Below are 14,836 nucleotides of genomic sequence, written 5' to 3'. Positions count from 1 at the left end.
TCCAGCTCGCCTGAACTTACGCGACAGCTGCCTCGTCAATGGCCTCGAGACGCAGCTGATAGCGGTCCCCCCAGAGGACTCCCGCCTTCTCGTACCAATCCGCGTCGAAGAACAGCTTGGCGCAGAACTCGCTCTGCCAGATACAGACGGCGATGACCCTGGAATCGATCACTTTCACATGTCGGCTGATAAGACCGCGTGTGATGCCAGCCGAGGGACACATGTCCATGCTGGTCATCCCATTGGGAGATTCACCACCGAAGATGACGGGACATTCAAGAATGGCCAAGTAACGCATCGCTGCTAACCCTGTTGTCCACGAGATGCGCAGGGCCGGTCTGTTGCCGACCGGCACGATCCCGTAGCGTCTCCCTGCCTCGATACCCAGTCTGGATCGCGCCTCGTTCGAAGGCCGAAATGCCTGGGCACCTTGGATAAATTTTGAATGCAAAACGGGTGTGGGTCAATGATCATGCGCAGGATATCTTGTCCTGCGGTTGCGATACGTTTGTTTTGCACTGCAATACTACAATGCGAAGATCGATTGCGCATAACCTAGTCTGCGGCACCGGGGGCTACAATTGTGGGTTGGTTACGATCCCGGCACTGAATACGCGTTCATGCTCCGGCCTCGGCCGGTCCACCGCCTGCGGACATCTCATCGACGCAGTTCCAGATGCTCTGGACCTCTGTGAGGACGAAACCATCCGTCACCGCGAGATGATCGGTTTTGTGGGCGCAGAACTGCTTCAGCCTGTCGGCACGGGACATTCCGACGTCGACGGAGGTGAAATCCTCTTTCGCCAGCATCCAAACGAGGTTGTCCAGCGCTTCGAGACCGCGCGCCGCCATGGCGCGGAAGATCTCACGCTCGGTGACGATCCCGATGATGGCTCCATCTGTCGGACGATCACCGTCGATCACGACGAGGGCCTCGACTCCAGGACTGCGCAGCAACTGCAATGCGTCCCTCGCCGACCGATCCATGCGGATATACTGGAGTCGGGCCGCGCCATTGCCGGTCCACTGGCTGGCTTCCATGGCGTCGCCTCCCTCAGGGATCGCTTGTTGGAGGACGACTCTGGTATGCAGAATACCTATTGTCAACGGAAGAAATAGAACTATGGTGCCGGTGCCTGGACCGGGAAGAGCGCCACCCTCGATTCCACCGATGGGTGTCGCCTGAGAACCGTGGCGTGGGGAATCCCCAGGGGCAGGATCCAGGCGTCGGACGGACCCACCGCACGGATCTTCGTTTCCAGCTAATGACGTGTCTGCCTGTCTCCGATTTGAGATCCGGGCGGTTTCCGTTCGCGTGTAACGTAATATGCACGAACCAGCATGGCGAATTGGCGTTCGACCATTAGTGTTGTTTCTATTGCATAGCTCACATCGAACTTTGTTCGATTTGATGACATCTTGAAAATAATCCCTGTTTGCTGCGTTGCGGAATCGATTTTTCTGTATCTCGCTCTTGACGAGCCGACACGTCCGAGAGAGGCTGGTATTCCACATACCAGAATGTCGGCAGCGCCAATGGCCGGCTTTCTCTTGGATCGGATGCCGGTCAACCGGCTCCAATGCCTCGAATGATGCACAATAGAACAACGTGGAGGACGCGATGACGAGGGCGGAAACAACGACCGGGCGAGTATCCGATGGATACCGCTGGGGTCAGCTGGTGATCGGCGTGATCTGCATGGTGATGATCGCCAACCTGCAATACGGCTGGACGTTCTTCGTCCCCGACATCCAGAAGAAGTTCGGCTTCGACCGGGCGGCGATCCAGTGGGCCTTCACCCTGTTCGTGCTGTTCGAGACCTGGCTGGTCCCGATCGAGGGCTGGTTCGTGGACAAGTACGGCCCGCGCGTGGTCGTGCTGTTCGGCGGCGCGCTGTGCGGCATCGGCTGGGTCATCAACTCCTACGCCGCCTCGCTCAACATGTTCTATCTCGGCCAGGTCGTGGCCGGCATCGGCGCCGGCGCCGTCTACGGCACCTGCGTCGGCTCGGCCCTGAAGTGGTTCCCCGACAAGCGCGGGCTCGCCGCCGGCATCATCGCCGCCGGCTTCGGCGCCGGCTCCGCCCTGACCGTCGCCCCGATCCAGTGGATGATCGCCGACCACGGCTTCCAGGCCGCCTTCTTCAACTTCGGCATCGGCCAGGGCCTCGTCGTCTGCGCGCTCGCCTTCTTCTTCACCTCGCCCAAGAAAGGCCAGGTCCCGGAGGTCGTCGCCAACGCCAACATCATCCAGACCCGGCGCAACTACACCCCCGGCGAAGTCGCCCGCCAGCCGATCTTCTGGCTCATGTACTTCATGTTCGTCATCGTCGGCGCCGGCGGCCTGATGATCACCGCCAACCTCAAGCCCATCGCCGCCGATATCGGCGTCGATAAGGTGCCCGTCACCATCATGGGCATCACCATGGTGGCCATCACCTTCGCGGCCACCATCGACCGCGTCCTCAACGGCCTCACCCGCCCGTTCTTCGGATGGGTCTCCGACAAGATCGGCCGCGAGAACACCATGTTCGTCGCCTTCGCCATGGAAGGCTTCGGCATCTACATGCTCTACCTCTGGGGCCACGATCCCCTGTGGTTCGTCCTGCTCTCAGGGTTCGTGTTCTTCGCCTGGGGCGAAATCTACTCCCTCTTCCCCTCCACCTGCACCGACACCTTCGGCACCAAGTTCGCCGCCACCAATGCCGGCCTGCTCTACACCGCCAAGGGCACCGCCGCGCTTCTCGTGCCCGTGGCCAACTACCTCCAGCAGGCCACAAACAGCTGGGACGGCGTCTTCCTCGTCGCCGCAGGCGCCAACATCCTGGCCTCGCTGCTGGCCATCGGTGTGCTCAAGCCCTGGCGCAAGCGCGTGGTGGCCCAGGCGCTGGCCGTCTCCGACGAGGCGAAGCCCGCCCCCCGCGTGGTCGCCGCCTGATCCCAGGCTGAGCCACCGACCATGACAGAGTGCGGGGGCCGGACGCCAAGTCCTGGCCCCCGCACCCGTTTCAGCCCCCCGTGATCGCCTCCGCAGGAGATGTCCGATGCCGCCGACCTGGCACCCGATGCACACGGCTCCGCAGATCGTCGAGCGGATCTGGCTCAACCATCTGACACTCGGCCCGATCCTGGCCGAGGGCCGCCCCGGCCGCTGGTACGCCCCGAGCGCGGCCCGGCAAGTCTGGCGTTGGTACCGTCCGGTCGGACCGGACACTCTTGAACCCTTCGCCGGCTGGCTCCCCTACGAGGCCCTCGCGGGCTGAGGAGCAAGACGCATCGACGCCGGATACCACCCCTCACGGCCTCCCAGCTTCGCTTCCCGTTGCGGGGCAGCGGGGCCGCACCGCCTCCTTGGGCGGATAGACTGCACGGCTGCCGGACCCGGAATGACGGAGGTCGCCCTCGTTCCGCCCATCGAACGATCCGACTCCCAACGCCGGTCATGCTAAGGCTGTCCCACCGATGAGCTGGGAGAGAGAGCTTGGCTGCCGACCCGCCGGTTCGCATTCTGCGGCCACGCGATCAGCTCGATTTTTACGACACGCGATCGGTCGTCCTCTCGTCGGCGGTGACACCGCTCCACGCCTGGAACGTCATCTCCTCAGAACCGCGACCGCTCATGGCGTTCGCCTTTCGCGTGAGGAATGCGATCGCGGCGCGCTTCGGCGTGAAGGCCATCGGCGGCTTTTCAGGAGCACGACGGCTGCATGTCCGCGAGGGTGACACGCTGGATTTCTTCCTCGTGGAACACAGCGCGCCGGATATGCTGGTCCTCACCGAGCGGGACCGGCACCTGGACGTCATAATCTGTCTCGCGACGTCCGGTCATCGCCTCACGATCACGTCGTCGGTCGTCGTCCACAATGCCTTCGGTCGAGCCTACATGGTGCCGGTCGCGCCGATCCATCGCCTGATCCTCGCCGCCGACCTGCGGCGCTTGAGGACGTCGTCGTGGCAGGAAGCCTCGCGTTCCGGCCCGTAGATCCTTCACAGGGACGAGGCCAGTCGATCGCCGAGCGCCCTTACGGGCGGCCATGAGGATGGGCCGGCCCGGTCCCCTCCCAAACGAAAACGGCGCGCCTTGCGGTGCGCCGTTTTCCTCGATTTTGCGGCCCGTCCTGGGACGGGCCGCCGCGTATCCGCCTCAGACAGCGTTCGCCTGATGCAGCCGCTCGATCTGCTGCTGGGTGTAGCCGAGGTCGAGCAGGACCTCGTCGGTATGCTCGCCGAGAAGCGGCGAGGACTTGATCTCCACCGGCATGTCCGAGAACTTGATCGGGCTGCCGACGGTCAGGTAGGTGCCGAGCTTCGGGTGCTGGACCTCGACGATGGTGCCGCTGGCGCGGAGCGAGGGATCGACCGAGAGTTCCTTCATCGACAGCACCGGCGAGCACGGGATGTCGAACTTGCGCAGGATGTCGACGGCCTCGAACTTGGTCTTGTCGGCGAGCCATTCCTCGATCGTGCCGAAGATGTCCATGATCTTGTCCTGGCGGGCGCGCGCCGTATTGTAGGCCGGATCGTCGATCCACTCTTCCTTGCCGATCGCCTTGCAGATCGGGGCCCAGGCATGGCCCTGGATGGTGAAGTAGATGTAGGCGTTGGGGTCGGTCTCCCAGCCCTTGCACTTCAGCACCCAGCCCGGCTGGCCGCCGCCGCCCGCATTGCCGCCGCGCGGCACCACGTCGGTGAACTCACCATGTGGGTACTGGGGGTACTCTTCGAGATAGCCGAGGGCGTCGAGGCGCTGCTGGTCGCGCAGCTTCACGCGGCAGAGGTTCAGCACCGAATCCTGCATCGACACGGCGACCTTCTGGCCCTTGCCGGTCTTATTCTTCTGGTGAAGCGCAGTGAGGATGCCGATGGCGAGATGCATGCCGGTGTTGGAATCACCGAGTGCCGCGGCGCTCACGGTCGGGGGGCCGTCCCAGAAGCCGGTGGTGGACGCCGCACCGCCGGCGCACTGAGCCACGTTCTCGTAGACCTTCAGGTCCTCGTAATGGTGGCCGTCCGAGAAGCCCTTCACCGAGGCGAGGATCATGCCCGGGTTGAGTTCCTGGATGCGCGCCCAGGAGAAGCCCATCCGGTCGAGGGCGCCGGGTCCGAAGTTTTCGACCATGACGTCGGATTGCTTGATGAGGTTCTCGAGGACTTCCTTGCCCTCGGGGGTCTTGGTGTCCAGCGTCAGCGAACGCTTGTTGGAGTTGAGCATGGTGAAGTAGAGCGCGTCGGCATCTTCCACGTGGCGAAGCTGGTTGCGCGTCACGTCGCCGGAACCGGGACGCTCGACCTTGATCACGTCGGCGCCGAACCAGGCGAGGAGCTGCGTGCAGGCGGGGCCAGCCTGGACGTGCGTGAAATCGATGATCTTGGTGCCTTCAAGCGGCTTGCTCATCTGGACGTTCTCCCTTTCGATCGTCTTGCAACGATAATGGATCTGATAGTTCGACTGTCCGGTTCTGATCCGGAACTCATGTTGGCCCGTAGTCCGGCGAAATCTTGAGATCTGCGCGCCTCCACTCAAGCGGCGGTGCTTTCGAGCTCGCTCAGACGCTTGCGCATCTGGCGTTCGTCGTTCCAGCGCTGGGTCTCATCGCGGATGATGGCGAGGATACCGGTCACCGTGCCGTCGGGGCCGTGGAGAAGGCCGACGGTGAAGGCGATCGAGAGTGATCGGCCGTCTTTGTGAAGCGCCGGCACCCGCAGCACCTCGGTGCCGTAGCGGGTGATGCCGGTCCGCATCGTCTTGGCGTAACCATCCCAGTGACGCTGGCGCTGGCGTTCGGGGGTGATCAGGTCGAGGGATTGGCCGAGCGCCTCGGAGGACGAGAACCCGAAGATCCGCTCCGCCGCCGCGTTCCAGACCACGATGGCTCCCTCGGGATCGGAGACGACGATGGCATCTCCGGCGGCTTCCACCAGTTGCGAACAATCGATGCCGGCGGGATTAGCTTGGTCCGACATAGCTTGGTCCGACTTGGCTTGCTTCGCGTCTTCGATCGAAACGGTGTTCATCGACTTCGCCGGCCGGCCTGGCCGTCAGGCGCGATGGAACGTTTCGCCGCGGCGACGCGGCGCGAAGACCGAAGACGTCGCAAGACCGGATTTAGCCAAAGACATGTTGCGGGTGCGAATGCTGCAATGCATCATTGTAATCGCTTCCTCCATTTCGCGGAAAGGTCAAACCCCGTCCGAGAGATGTTCCGCGCACTTGCTTTTTCTGTGCGTCTACTGTTGGTATTTGGTATGCCAATGATCGTTGGCTGTCAACACGGATGCAGGAGCGGCGGATGACATGGAACTTGTCCTCGCTCTCGGGGCGTTGCCTTCCCGCCATGCCTCGCATGCGCTGGCCAAACGAGCCTCGAGGAGACGTCCCGGATGGGCAGTGACGGCAGCATCACCATCAGGCAGATCGAGGGGTATCGGTTCGAGATCGATTTCGGGGAGGCCTTCCCGAACCTCGCCGTCGACGAGGCTCCGCCCTATGGCAGCGGGGAGGGGCCTTTTCCCGAGCAGATCCTGGTCGCGGGCGTCACCAACTGCCTCTGCGCCAGCCTGGTCTTCGCTTTGGGCAAGTTCAAACAGGATGCCCCGGGGCTCGCCGCACGATCCAGCTTTCGGGTGGAGCGCAACGCAGAGGGCCGCCTGAGGATCAGCGGGATCGAAGTCGGAATCTCGCTTGCCGCTCCTGCAGGTTCGATGCCCCGCCTCGGTCAGGTTCTCGAACAGTTCGAGCGCTTCTGCACCGTGTCCGAGAGCGTCAAAGCGGGGATTCCCGTCACCGTTGCGGTGCGCGACTCGGACGGAACGCTGTTGAAATAACCGCTCACGAGGAAGGAAAAGCCATGGCACACGCGCGCGCGCAATCACCCGAAGACCTTGCCCGTCTCTTCAACGAGCGGGCCAATGCCGGCGACGTGGAGGGATTGGTCGCCCTCTACGAACAGGATGCCGTGCTCGCCGCCGGCAAGGTCGTGGCGACGGGGCAGCGGGAAATCCGCGCTTTCTATACAGACCTTCTCGCCCGTCGCTCCGAATTCCCGGCCGCGGCAGCGCTGCCCAGCATCCGCAACGGAGCGATCGCGATGACCTTCGCGCGCCTGCCGAACGGCACGATCTCGGTCGAGACGGCGCGGCTGCAGGACGATGGTGGCTGGCTGTGGATCATCGACCAGTTGAAGATCAAGCCGGTGGCCGCGGCCGAGGCGGAATAGCGCTCTTGAAACCGGCCGCCGGGAGATTCACCCCATGATCGATCCGCAACTCGCCGGGCGGCTCACCTTCGCGCATCGCTTTCCGACCGTGGAACCGCTTCCCCCCGGTCGGCATCGGCTCGGCCTTTTCGACGAGCGCGATGCCATGCTGATCGTGCCGACGGGGATCGATCCGCGCCGTCCGACGCCGCTGGTCGTGCTCTTCCATGGCGGAGGCGGGAGCGCCGAGAAAATCCTGCCCATGCTGGAAGAGCACGCGGCGGTGCGCGGCTTCCTGCTTCTCGTCCCGCAATCCCTGTTCCCGACCTGGGATCTCGTCATCGGCGGTCATGGGCCGGACCGCGAACGGCTCGACCTCGCTTTGACCGATGTGGCGTCCCGCTTCATGCTCGATCCGTTGCACATCGTCTTCGCCGGCCATTCGGACGGGGGCAGTTACGCCCTCTCCGCCGGCCTCGCCAATGGCCATGTGGTGACCCATCTCGTCGTGTCGTCGGCGGGGTTCCTGTCGGTGCACCTGCAATCCGGGTCGCCGCGCATCTTCCTCTCACACGGAACTCGAGACGAGCAGATCCCCATCGATCGCAGTGCGAGGGTGCATACCGCCCGCCTGAGGGAGGCCGGCTACGACGTGACGTCGGTGGAATATGACGGCCCGCATGCCTACCAGCCGGCCATCGTGGCACAGGCGATGGATTTTGTGTTCCGGCCCGAGGGTGACGGTCCGTAGCAGGCGGTTCCCGGCAGGCGTAGATCAGAGCAGCGTCCGGTCCAGCCGGATGATCCGGCACGGGTCGCCGCGCTTTGCCGCCGGAGCGCCGGGCGGGCGCACGAGGAGCGCCTCGGACTGGCCGAGCACCGAGAGCATCGAGGAATCCTGGCGCGTTTCGGCATGGACCGTCGGAAAGCCGCCGGCATTGGCCTCCACCCTCGCGCGCATGTAATCCTGACGGATATCGTTGGCCGGCATGTCGGCGCCGAGGATCGCCGGCTCGCTGCGGTCGGCCCCGGCCTTGGGGTCTCCGAGAAGGGCGCGGATCGCCGGCACGACGAAGAGTAGGCCGCAGACCACGGCGGAGACCGGATTGCCCGGCAATCCGATGACCATCATCGGCCCGAGGCGCCCATGCATCAGCGGCTTGCCGGGGCGCAGGGCGACGCGCCAGAACCCGAGTTCGAGGCCCTCGCGATGCAGGGCCGCCTGGACGAGGTCGTGATCGCCCACGGAGGCGCCGCCGAGAGTCACGAGGAGATCGGCTTTCGCGTCCCGCGCCCGTCCGAGGGCCGCTTCGAGGGATGCGAGGCTGTCGCCGGCAATGCCGAGATCGATCGGTTCGGCACCCGCCTCGCGGGCAAGGCTCGCCACCGCCAACCCATTCGAGGCCACGATCTGGTCCCAGCGGGCCGGTTCGCCCGGTGCCACGAGTTCGTCGCCGGTGGCGAGGATCGCCACCCGCGGCCTGCGGCGAACCGACAGGGTCGCGTGGCCGCCGGCCGCCGCGAGGGCGAGGCGGCGGGCATCCAGGCTCTCACCCGCGCGCAGGAGGGGATCGCCGGCCCGGAAATCGAGGCCCGGAACGCGGATGTGGCGCTTGGCGGCCACCGTCTCCGTGGCCGTGACCACGTCGTCGGAAACGTCGGCGTTCTCCTGGATCAGGATCGTGTCGGCCCCCGCCGGAACCGGAGCTCCCGTGAGGATCCGCACCGTTTCGCCGGGGCCGATCGTTCCGGCAAAGCCATGGCCCGCCGCGCTCATGCCGATGAGCCTCAGCGTCGCCGGAACGGTGGCGACATCCTCGGCGCGCACGGCGTAGCCATCCATCGCGGAAGCCGGGAAGGGCGGCTGCGTGCGCAGGGCGGCCACATTCTCGGCCAGCGTCCGGCCAAAAGACTCGGCCACCGTGACCGTCTCGGCCGCCACCGGCTCGGCGGCACTCGCGAGGATGCGCGCGAGCGCCTCCTCCACCGGAATGAGCGTGCTCACGAGGCGTCCTCGGCCCGGTACGAGCCGGACTTTCCGCCATCCTTGGCGAGCAGATGAATGCCTTCGATCCGCATGCCGCGATCGGCGGCCTTCACCATGTCGTAGATCGTCAGGCAGGCGACCGAGACGGCCGTGAGAGCCTCCATCTCGACCCCTGTCGGGCCGATCACCTTGACCTCAGCGGTGACGCGCAGGCCGGGCAGGGAATCGTCGGGCTCACATTCCACCCGGACCTTGGAGATCAGCAGAGGGTGGCAGAGCGGGATGAGCTCATGCGTGCGCTTCGACGCCATGATGCCGGCGAGCCGCGCCGTGCCGATCACGTCGCCCTTCTTGGCATCGCCTTCGCGGATCAGGCGCAGGGTCTCGGGTAGCATCACCACGACGCCCTGGGCGCGGGCCGTGCGGGTGGTGGCGGCCTTGTCGGAGACATCGACCATATTGGCGGCGCCCGCCGCATCGAGATGCGTGAGGGTGCTCATTTGCCGGCCTTACCGAACAGAAGGCGCTTCGTCGCCTTGGTCACGTCCGCCTCCCGCATCAGGCTCTCGCCGACGAGGATGGTGCGGAGGCCGCCCTTCTCCAGGCGGATCACGTCGGCATGGCCGGTGATTCCGCTCTCGGCGACGGCGATACGGTCGGACGGCACGCCTTTGGCCACGCGGATCGCCGTATCGAACGAGACCTCAAAGGTCTTCAGGTCGCGGTTGTTGATGCCGAGAAGCCGGGTGCCCAGCGGAATGGCGCGGGCGAGTTCCTCCTCGTCATGGACCTCGACCAGCACATCCATGCCGAGATCGTGCGCGGTCTCGACGATGGCCAGCGCCTCGTCGTCGTCGAGGCACGCCATGATCGCCAGCACGCAATCGGCGCCCCAGGCGCGCGCCTCGAACACCTGGTACGGTTCGAACAGGAAGTCCTTGCGCAATACGGGCAGCGAGCAGGCGTCCCGTGCCTCGGTGAGGTATTCCGGCTTGCCCTGGAAGGAGGGCGTGTCGGTGAGCACCGACAGGCAGGTGGCGCCACCCGCCTCGTAGGCGGCGGCGAGGGTGGCGGGGTCGAAATCCTCGCGGATCAGGCCCTTGGACGGAGAGGCCTTCTTCACCTCGGCGATGAGCGCGGGACGCCCTTGCGCGATATGGGCGGCGATCGCGTCGGCGAAGGGGCGGACGGGCGCGGCCTTCTCGATGCGCTTCTCGAGCTTGGCGAGGGGTACGCGCAGCTTGGCTTCGGCGATCTCTCGGCGCTTGTAGGCTTCGATCCGCGAGAGCACGTCTCGCCGGTCGGTGGTGGCCGGTGCCCCAACCACGTCCGCCACGGGTTTCGCCTCGCTCATCGGGGCCTCTTTCATGTGTTGGAGACCGCGACGAGACGCGCGAGGGTCGCCCTGGCCGCGCCATCGTCGATGGCGGATGCCGCACGCGCCACACCTTCCGCCAGATTCTGAGCGGAACCGGCGACGACGAGGCCGGCCCCCGCATTGAGAACGGCGATGTCGCGATAGGCGTTGCGCTCGCCCGCGAGGACGGCGTTCAGCGCATGCGCGTTATGGTCGGGATCGCCCCCGCGCAGATCCTCGAGGGTCCAGAGCGGCAGGCCGACGTCGCGCGGATCGATGGTGAAACGGCCGATCCGCCCGTCCTCCAGGGTGACCACCGGCGTCGGGCCGGTGACGGTGATCTCGTCGAGCCCGTCCGACCCGTGCACCGTCCAGACCCGCGTGCTGCCCAGTTCGCCCAGCACACGCGTCAGGGGTTCGGCCCAGGCCTCGGTGGAAACGCCGAGGAGCTGGCGCTCGACACCGGCCGGATTGGAGAGCGGCCCCAATAGGTTGAAGATCGTCCGCGTCGGCAGTTCGGAGCGCACCGGCGCTACGTGGCGCATGGCGCCGTGATGGGTCTGGGCGAACATGAAGCAAAGGCCGGCCTGCGCGAGGCAGCGGGCCAGCCCGTCCGGGTCGAGGCCGATCCTGACCCCGAGGGAAACGAGGACATCGGCCGCACCCGAGCGCGAGGTGGCCGCGCGGTTGCCGTGCTTGGCCACGGGCACGCCGCAGGCCGCCGTGAGGATCGCGGCGAGAGTCGAGACGTTGTAGCTGCCCGAATGATCGCCACCGGTGCCGACGATATCGATGGCGCCGGGCACCGGAGCCACGCGCACCATCCGCGCCCGCATGGCCTCCACGGCGCCGACGATCTCGTCCTCGGCTTCGCCGCGGACCTTCAGGGCGATGAGGAAGGCGCTGGCCTGGACCGGCGTCACCTCGCCCGAGAGCAGGTCGTCGAAGGCGGCGCGCGCCTCCGCCCGGTCGAGACTCGACCCGGCCGCGACTTTCGCGAGGAGCGGCTTGAAGGTGTCCATGGCTGTTCGACGCGTAAGTCAGTACTGACTGACGCGTCAATGCACGCCGGACCCTCGCTTGTCACGCCCCGCGTTCCAAGCGGCGGCGATGTCGAGGAAGTTGCGCATAATCTGCGAGCCGTGATGTGAGAGGACGCTCTCCGGGTGGAACTGCACGCCGTGGACCGGCAGTGTGGCGTGTTCCAGCGCCATGATGAGCCCGTCCGCTTCCGCCGTGACGATGAGGTCCTGCGGGCACCCGCCTCGCTCCACTACGAGGGAATGGTAGCGCGTGGCATCGAAGGGGCCGTTCAGCCCGCGAAAGACCCCCGTCGCCCTGTGGGTGATGCTCGAGACCTTGCCGTGCATGGGCTTTGGCGCCCGCACGACGTCGCCGCCGAAGGCCTGCCCGATCGCCTGGAGGCCGAGGCAGACTCCGAAGATCGGCACCTCGCCGGAGAGGTCGCGCACCACGTCGAGGCAGATGCCGGCCTCATTGGGCGTGCACGGCCCCGGAGACAGCACCAGCGCATCGGGGGCGCGCTCGCGGATCTCGTCGATGGTGATCCGGTCGTTGCGCACGACATCGATCGATCCGCAAAGCGGCCCGATGAGATGGACGAGATTCCAAGTGAAGGAATCGTAATTGTCGATGACGAGGACGTTGGCCATGATCGCGCTTCTCTTGATCCCCCTCGTGTGACGAGGTGAGCCGAGAGGGTCAAGCGTTCTCGCGCCGCGCCCGCTCTCAGGTCCCGATCGTCGGATGCCGGACGGCGGTGCCGTCCCCCAGATGCGCGCGGATGAAGGCACCGGCGCTCGCAAGCGATCGCCGCCCCTCGGCGAGTTGCGGATAGAACATGTGCCAGGCATGGATCATGTGCGGCCAGACTTGGAGCGTCACGCCGACGTCCGCCGAGGCGGCCACCCCGGCGAGGCGAAGGGAATCGTCCAGCAGGGTCTCGGCGCTGCCGACCTGGATCAGCATCGGCGGCAGGCCGCCGAGGTCGGCGTGAAGCGGCGAGATCAGCGGGGTCGCAGCATTCTTTCCTGCGCAATAGGCCTCCGCGAGTTCCGTCAGGTATTCCCGCTGGATCAGGGGATCGACCGCCGCCTTGGTGTCCATGCTGGCACCGGTCATCTCCAGATCGACCCAGGGCGACGTGAGCCAAAGACAGCGCGGAAGCGGCAGGCCGGCATCACGCAGCGAGAGGGCCGTCGCAACGGCAAGCCCGCCGCCAGCGCTCTCCCCGGACAGGACGATGTTTCCTGGGCTGACGCCCGAATCCAAGAGGAAGCGGTAGCCCGCCAGGGCGTCATCGAGGGCCGCGGGAAACGGATGTTCCGGCGCGAGCCGGTAATCCAGGGCCAGCGTGCGCGCTCCGGCGGCGCGGCCCGTCTCGGCCATCATGTGCCGGTGACTGTTGAGCGAGCCGGACACGTATCCGCCGCCATGCAGGAACAGGACGACGCGGGCCGGGTCGGCCTCCGGGCTCACGGTCCATTCGGCCGCCACCCCGCCGGCATCGACGGGCACGACCGTCACATCGTGGGGGACAGGATAATGCGCGCCGAATCCATCGAGCCGCTCACGGCGCTCGGCGAGATTGGAAGACCGTGGACTGGCCGCGAGGAGATCCCTGACGGCGTCGATCTCAGTCCCAGCCATCACGTCCCTCCGCCATCGCAACCGGCCGATATACGACCGCTTCGATGTCTATCGGCAATCGCGGGACGAGCGGAAGGGCTGCCTTGGTACGCGGAAGGACTACTGCCCCCGCCGCGCCCGGCTCGCGAACATCACCGCATCCTCTGCGGCGCGGAAAAGGGCTTTGGCTTTGTTCACGCATTCCTGTTGCTCGGAGGCCGGATCGGAATCGTAGACGATGCCGGCGCCAGCCTGAACATGCATCCGCCCGTCCTTCACGATAGCGGTGCGCAGCACGATGCAGGTATCCATCTCACCGCGCGCGCCGAAATAGCCGATGCAGCCGCCATAGGGGCCGCGCTTCTCGCGTTCGAGCTCATCGATGATCTCCATCGCCCGGACCTTCGGCGCACCGGAGACGGTGCCCGCGGGAAACCCGGCCGAGAGGGCATCGAGTGCGTCGTGGCTCGGATCGAGATCGCCCTCGACATTCGAGACGATGTGCATGACCTGGCTGTAATATTCGAGGAAGAACGACCCCGTCACGGTCACGCTGCCGATGCGCGAGACCCGGCCGACATCGTTGCGGCCGAGATCGAGCAGCATCAGGTGCTCGGACCGTTCCTTCGGATCAGCCAGCAGTTCCTCGGCCAGGGCCTTGTCCTCAGCCGGCGTGGCGCCGCGCCGGCGGGTGCCGGCGATGGGGCGGATCGTGACTCGGCCCTCGCGCACCCGAACCAGGATCTCGGGCGAGGAGCACACGACCTGGAAATCCTCGAAGTCGAGGTAGCACAGGAAGGGAGCCGGGTTGGTCCGCCGCAGGGAACGGTAGAGGGCGAAGGCCGGAAGCGTGAACGGCGCCTCGAAGCGCTGAGACAGCACGACCTGGAAGACATCACCGGCGACGATGTACTCTTTCGCCCGTGCGACCATGTCCAGATAAGCATCGGGCGTCGTGTTCGAGACCGGCTCGGGATGGGCGATGGAGCGGGGGTCGATCCGCGATTCCATCGGAAGCGGACCTTCCAGGACATCGGCCACGCGCTCCAGACGGGCGAGGGCGACCTCATAGGCCGCGCGCGCCGAACCCCCTGCGCTCGGGCGCACCGGGCCAACCACGGTGATGATGTCGCGCACGGCATCGAACACCACCATGACGCGCGGCCGGACGAGGATCGCGTCGGGAACGCCGAGGGGATCCGGGTTCGACTCCCCGAGCCGTTCCATGGCCCGGACCATGTCGTAGCCGAGATAGCCGAAGAGTCCCGCCGCCATGGGGGGAAGCTCGGTGCCGTCATCGGCTCCGATGGCGCTCTCGGCGATGAGGGACCGGAGGCTTGCCAGCGGCGAGGCGTCGTCGGACTCGAAAACCGACAGGTCGTTGCCCCGCGCGGTCTCCGGCCGGCCGTCGCGGCAGCGCCAAGCGAGGTCGGGGTCGAGGCCGATCATCGAATAGCGGCCGCGCACCGCACCGCCTTCGACGGATTCGAGCAGGAAGGCCGGCCCGGCATGAACCGCGCGCAGCTTGAGGAAGGCCGCGACCGGAGTCTCCAGATCGGCCACCAGGGTCAGGTTGAGGAGGGTCGGCCGCCCTGCCTCGTAGGCCTCCGCGAAGGCGGCGTAATCCGGCTCCTGAAACATGGTCGG

At 66.1% G+C, this 14,836-nt stretch carries 17 protein-coding genes; 6 read left to right on the top strand and 11 right to left on the bottom strand.

Annotation, left to right across the window (positions count from 1 at the left end):
• Positions 1–16: 16 nt before the first annotated feature.
• Complete coding sequence (locus tag A3OM_RS26410) at positions 17–172, bottom strand: hypothetical protein (RefSeq protein ID WP_244474580.1); 156 nt, start codon at positions 170–172, stop codon at positions 17–19.
• A 446-nt stretch (positions 173–618) separates the two neighbouring features.
• The gene (locus A3OM_RS0115910; RefSeq protein ID WP_018044758.1) at positions 619–1,041 is read right to left on the bottom strand and encodes a CBS domain-containing protein; all 423 of its coding nucleotides are present in this window, start codon (positions 1,039–1,041) and stop codon (positions 619–621) included.
• Positions 1,042–1,621: 580 nt separating this feature from the next.
• Here A3OM_RS0115910 and oxlT point away from each other — a divergent pair.
• From oxlT to A3OM_RS0115895, 3 genes are all read left to right on the top strand, one after another.
• The gene (oxlT, locus tag A3OM_RS0115905; RefSeq protein WP_051074420.1) at positions 1,622–2,938 is read left to right on the top strand and encodes an oxalate/formate MFS antiporter; all 1,317 of its coding nucleotides are present in this window, start codon (positions 1,622–1,624) and stop codon (positions 2,936–2,938) included.
• A gap of 106 nt (positions 2,939–3,044) precedes the next feature.
• Positions 3,045–3,263: a hypothetical protein gene (locus A3OM_RS0115900; RefSeq protein WP_018044756.1), complete on the top strand. Its 219-nt coding sequence runs from the start codon at positions 3,045–3,047 to the stop codon at positions 3,261–3,263.
• A 218-nt stretch (positions 3,264–3,481) separates the two neighbouring features.
• Positions 3,482–3,982, top strand: a complete 501-nt coding sequence (locus A3OM_RS0115895; RefSeq protein WP_018044755.1) for a DUF2867 domain-containing protein — start codon at positions 3,482–3,484, stop codon at positions 3,980–3,982.
• 162 nt (positions 3,983–4,144) lie between these two features.
• Here A3OM_RS0115895 and frc read toward each other — a convergent pair whose 3' ends face one another.
• Both frc and A3OM_RS0115885 read right to left on the bottom strand, forming a co-directional pair.
• Entirely contained in the window at positions 4,145–5,395 is a 1,251-nt protein-coding gene (frc, locus tag A3OM_RS0115890) for a formyl-CoA transferase (RefSeq protein WP_018044754.1), read from the bottom strand.
• A 125-nt stretch (positions 5,396–5,520) separates the two neighbouring features.
• Positions 5,521–5,964 (bottom strand): PAS domain S-box protein, encoded by a 444-nt coding sequence (locus A3OM_RS0115885; protein WP_026176097.1) that lies wholly within the window; start codon positions 5,962–5,964, stop codon positions 5,521–5,523.
• A 417-nt stretch (positions 5,965–6,381) separates the two neighbouring features.
• Between A3OM_RS0115885 and A3OM_RS0115880 the strand changes: the two genes are divergently transcribed.
• Genes A3OM_RS0115880 through A3OM_RS0115870 form a run of 3 tightly spaced genes read left to right on the top strand, consistent with a single transcriptional unit; the run spans position 6,382 to position 7,947 of the window.
• Positions 6,382–6,825 (top strand): OsmC family protein, encoded by a 444-nt coding sequence (locus A3OM_RS0115880; protein WP_018044752.1) that lies wholly within the window; start codon positions 6,382–6,384, stop codon positions 6,823–6,825.
• Positions 6,826–6,848: 23 nt separating this feature from the next.
• Positions 6,849–7,217 carry a hypothetical protein gene (locus A3OM_RS0115875; protein WP_018044751.1) on the top strand — a complete coding sequence of 123 codons (369 nt, stop codon included), beginning with the start codon at positions 6,849–6,851 and terminating at the stop codon, positions 7,215–7,217.
• A 34-nt stretch (positions 7,218–7,251) separates the two neighbouring features.
• Positions 7,252–7,947 (top strand): esterase, encoded by a 696-nt coding sequence (locus tag A3OM_RS0115870; protein ID WP_018044750.1) that lies wholly within the window; start codon positions 7,252–7,254, stop codon positions 7,945–7,947.
• 24 nt (positions 7,948–7,971) lie between these two features.
• Here A3OM_RS0115870 and glp read toward each other — a convergent pair whose 3' ends face one another.
• From glp to trpE, 7 genes are all read right to left on the bottom strand, one after another.
• Entirely contained in the window at positions 7,972–9,201 is a 1,230-nt protein-coding gene (gene glp, locus A3OM_RS0115865) for a gephyrin-like molybdotransferase Glp (protein WP_018044749.1), read from the bottom strand.
• Positions 9,198–9,683, bottom strand: a complete 486-nt coding sequence (moaC, locus tag A3OM_RS0115860) for a cyclic pyranopterin monophosphate synthase MoaC (protein ID WP_018044748.1) — start codon at positions 9,681–9,683, stop codon at positions 9,198–9,200. Before moaC ends, glp begins: the two co-directional genes overlap by 4 nt.
• Positions 9,680–10,537, bottom strand: coding sequence for an indole-3-glycerol phosphate synthase TrpC (trpC, locus tag A3OM_RS0115855; RefSeq protein WP_018044747.1), 858 nt, complete (start codon positions 10,535–10,537; stop codon positions 9,680–9,682). Before trpC ends, moaC begins: the two co-directional genes overlap by 4 nt.
• Before the next feature lie 11 nt (positions 10,538–10,548).
• Complete coding sequence (trpD, locus tag A3OM_RS0115850) at positions 10,549–11,562, bottom strand: anthranilate phosphoribosyltransferase (RefSeq protein WP_018044746.1); 1,014 nt, start codon at positions 11,560–11,562, stop codon at positions 10,549–10,551.
• A 36-nt stretch (positions 11,563–11,598) separates the two neighbouring features.
• On the bottom strand, positions 11,599–12,213 hold the full coding sequence (locus A3OM_RS0115845) for an aminodeoxychorismate/anthranilate synthase component II (RefSeq protein WP_018044745.1): 615 nt from the start codon (positions 12,211–12,213) through the stop codon (positions 11,599–11,601).
• Between the two features lie 76 nt (positions 12,214–12,289).
• Positions 12,290–13,210 carry an alpha/beta hydrolase gene (locus A3OM_RS0115840; RefSeq protein ID WP_018044744.1) on the bottom strand — a complete coding sequence of 307 codons (921 nt, stop codon included), beginning with the start codon at positions 13,208–13,210 and terminating at the stop codon, positions 12,290–12,292.
• Between the two features lie 99 nt (positions 13,211–13,309).
• Positions 13,310–14,830: an anthranilate synthase component I gene (gene trpE / locus A3OM_RS0115835; RefSeq protein WP_018044743.1), complete on the bottom strand. Its 1,521-nt coding sequence runs from the start codon at positions 14,828–14,830 to the stop codon at positions 13,310–13,312.
• Positions 14,831–14,836: the final 6 nt, after the last annotated feature.

Origin of the sequence: Methylobacterium sp. 88A (genome assembly GCF_000376345.1) — a bacterium.
Taxonomy (GTDB): Bacteria; Pseudomonadota; Alphaproteobacteria; order Rhizobiales; family Beijerinckiaceae; genus Methylobacterium; species Methylobacterium bullatum.
Note: the sequence above shows the minus strand (reverse complement) of the source record. Positions and strands in the feature narration are given on the sequence as shown.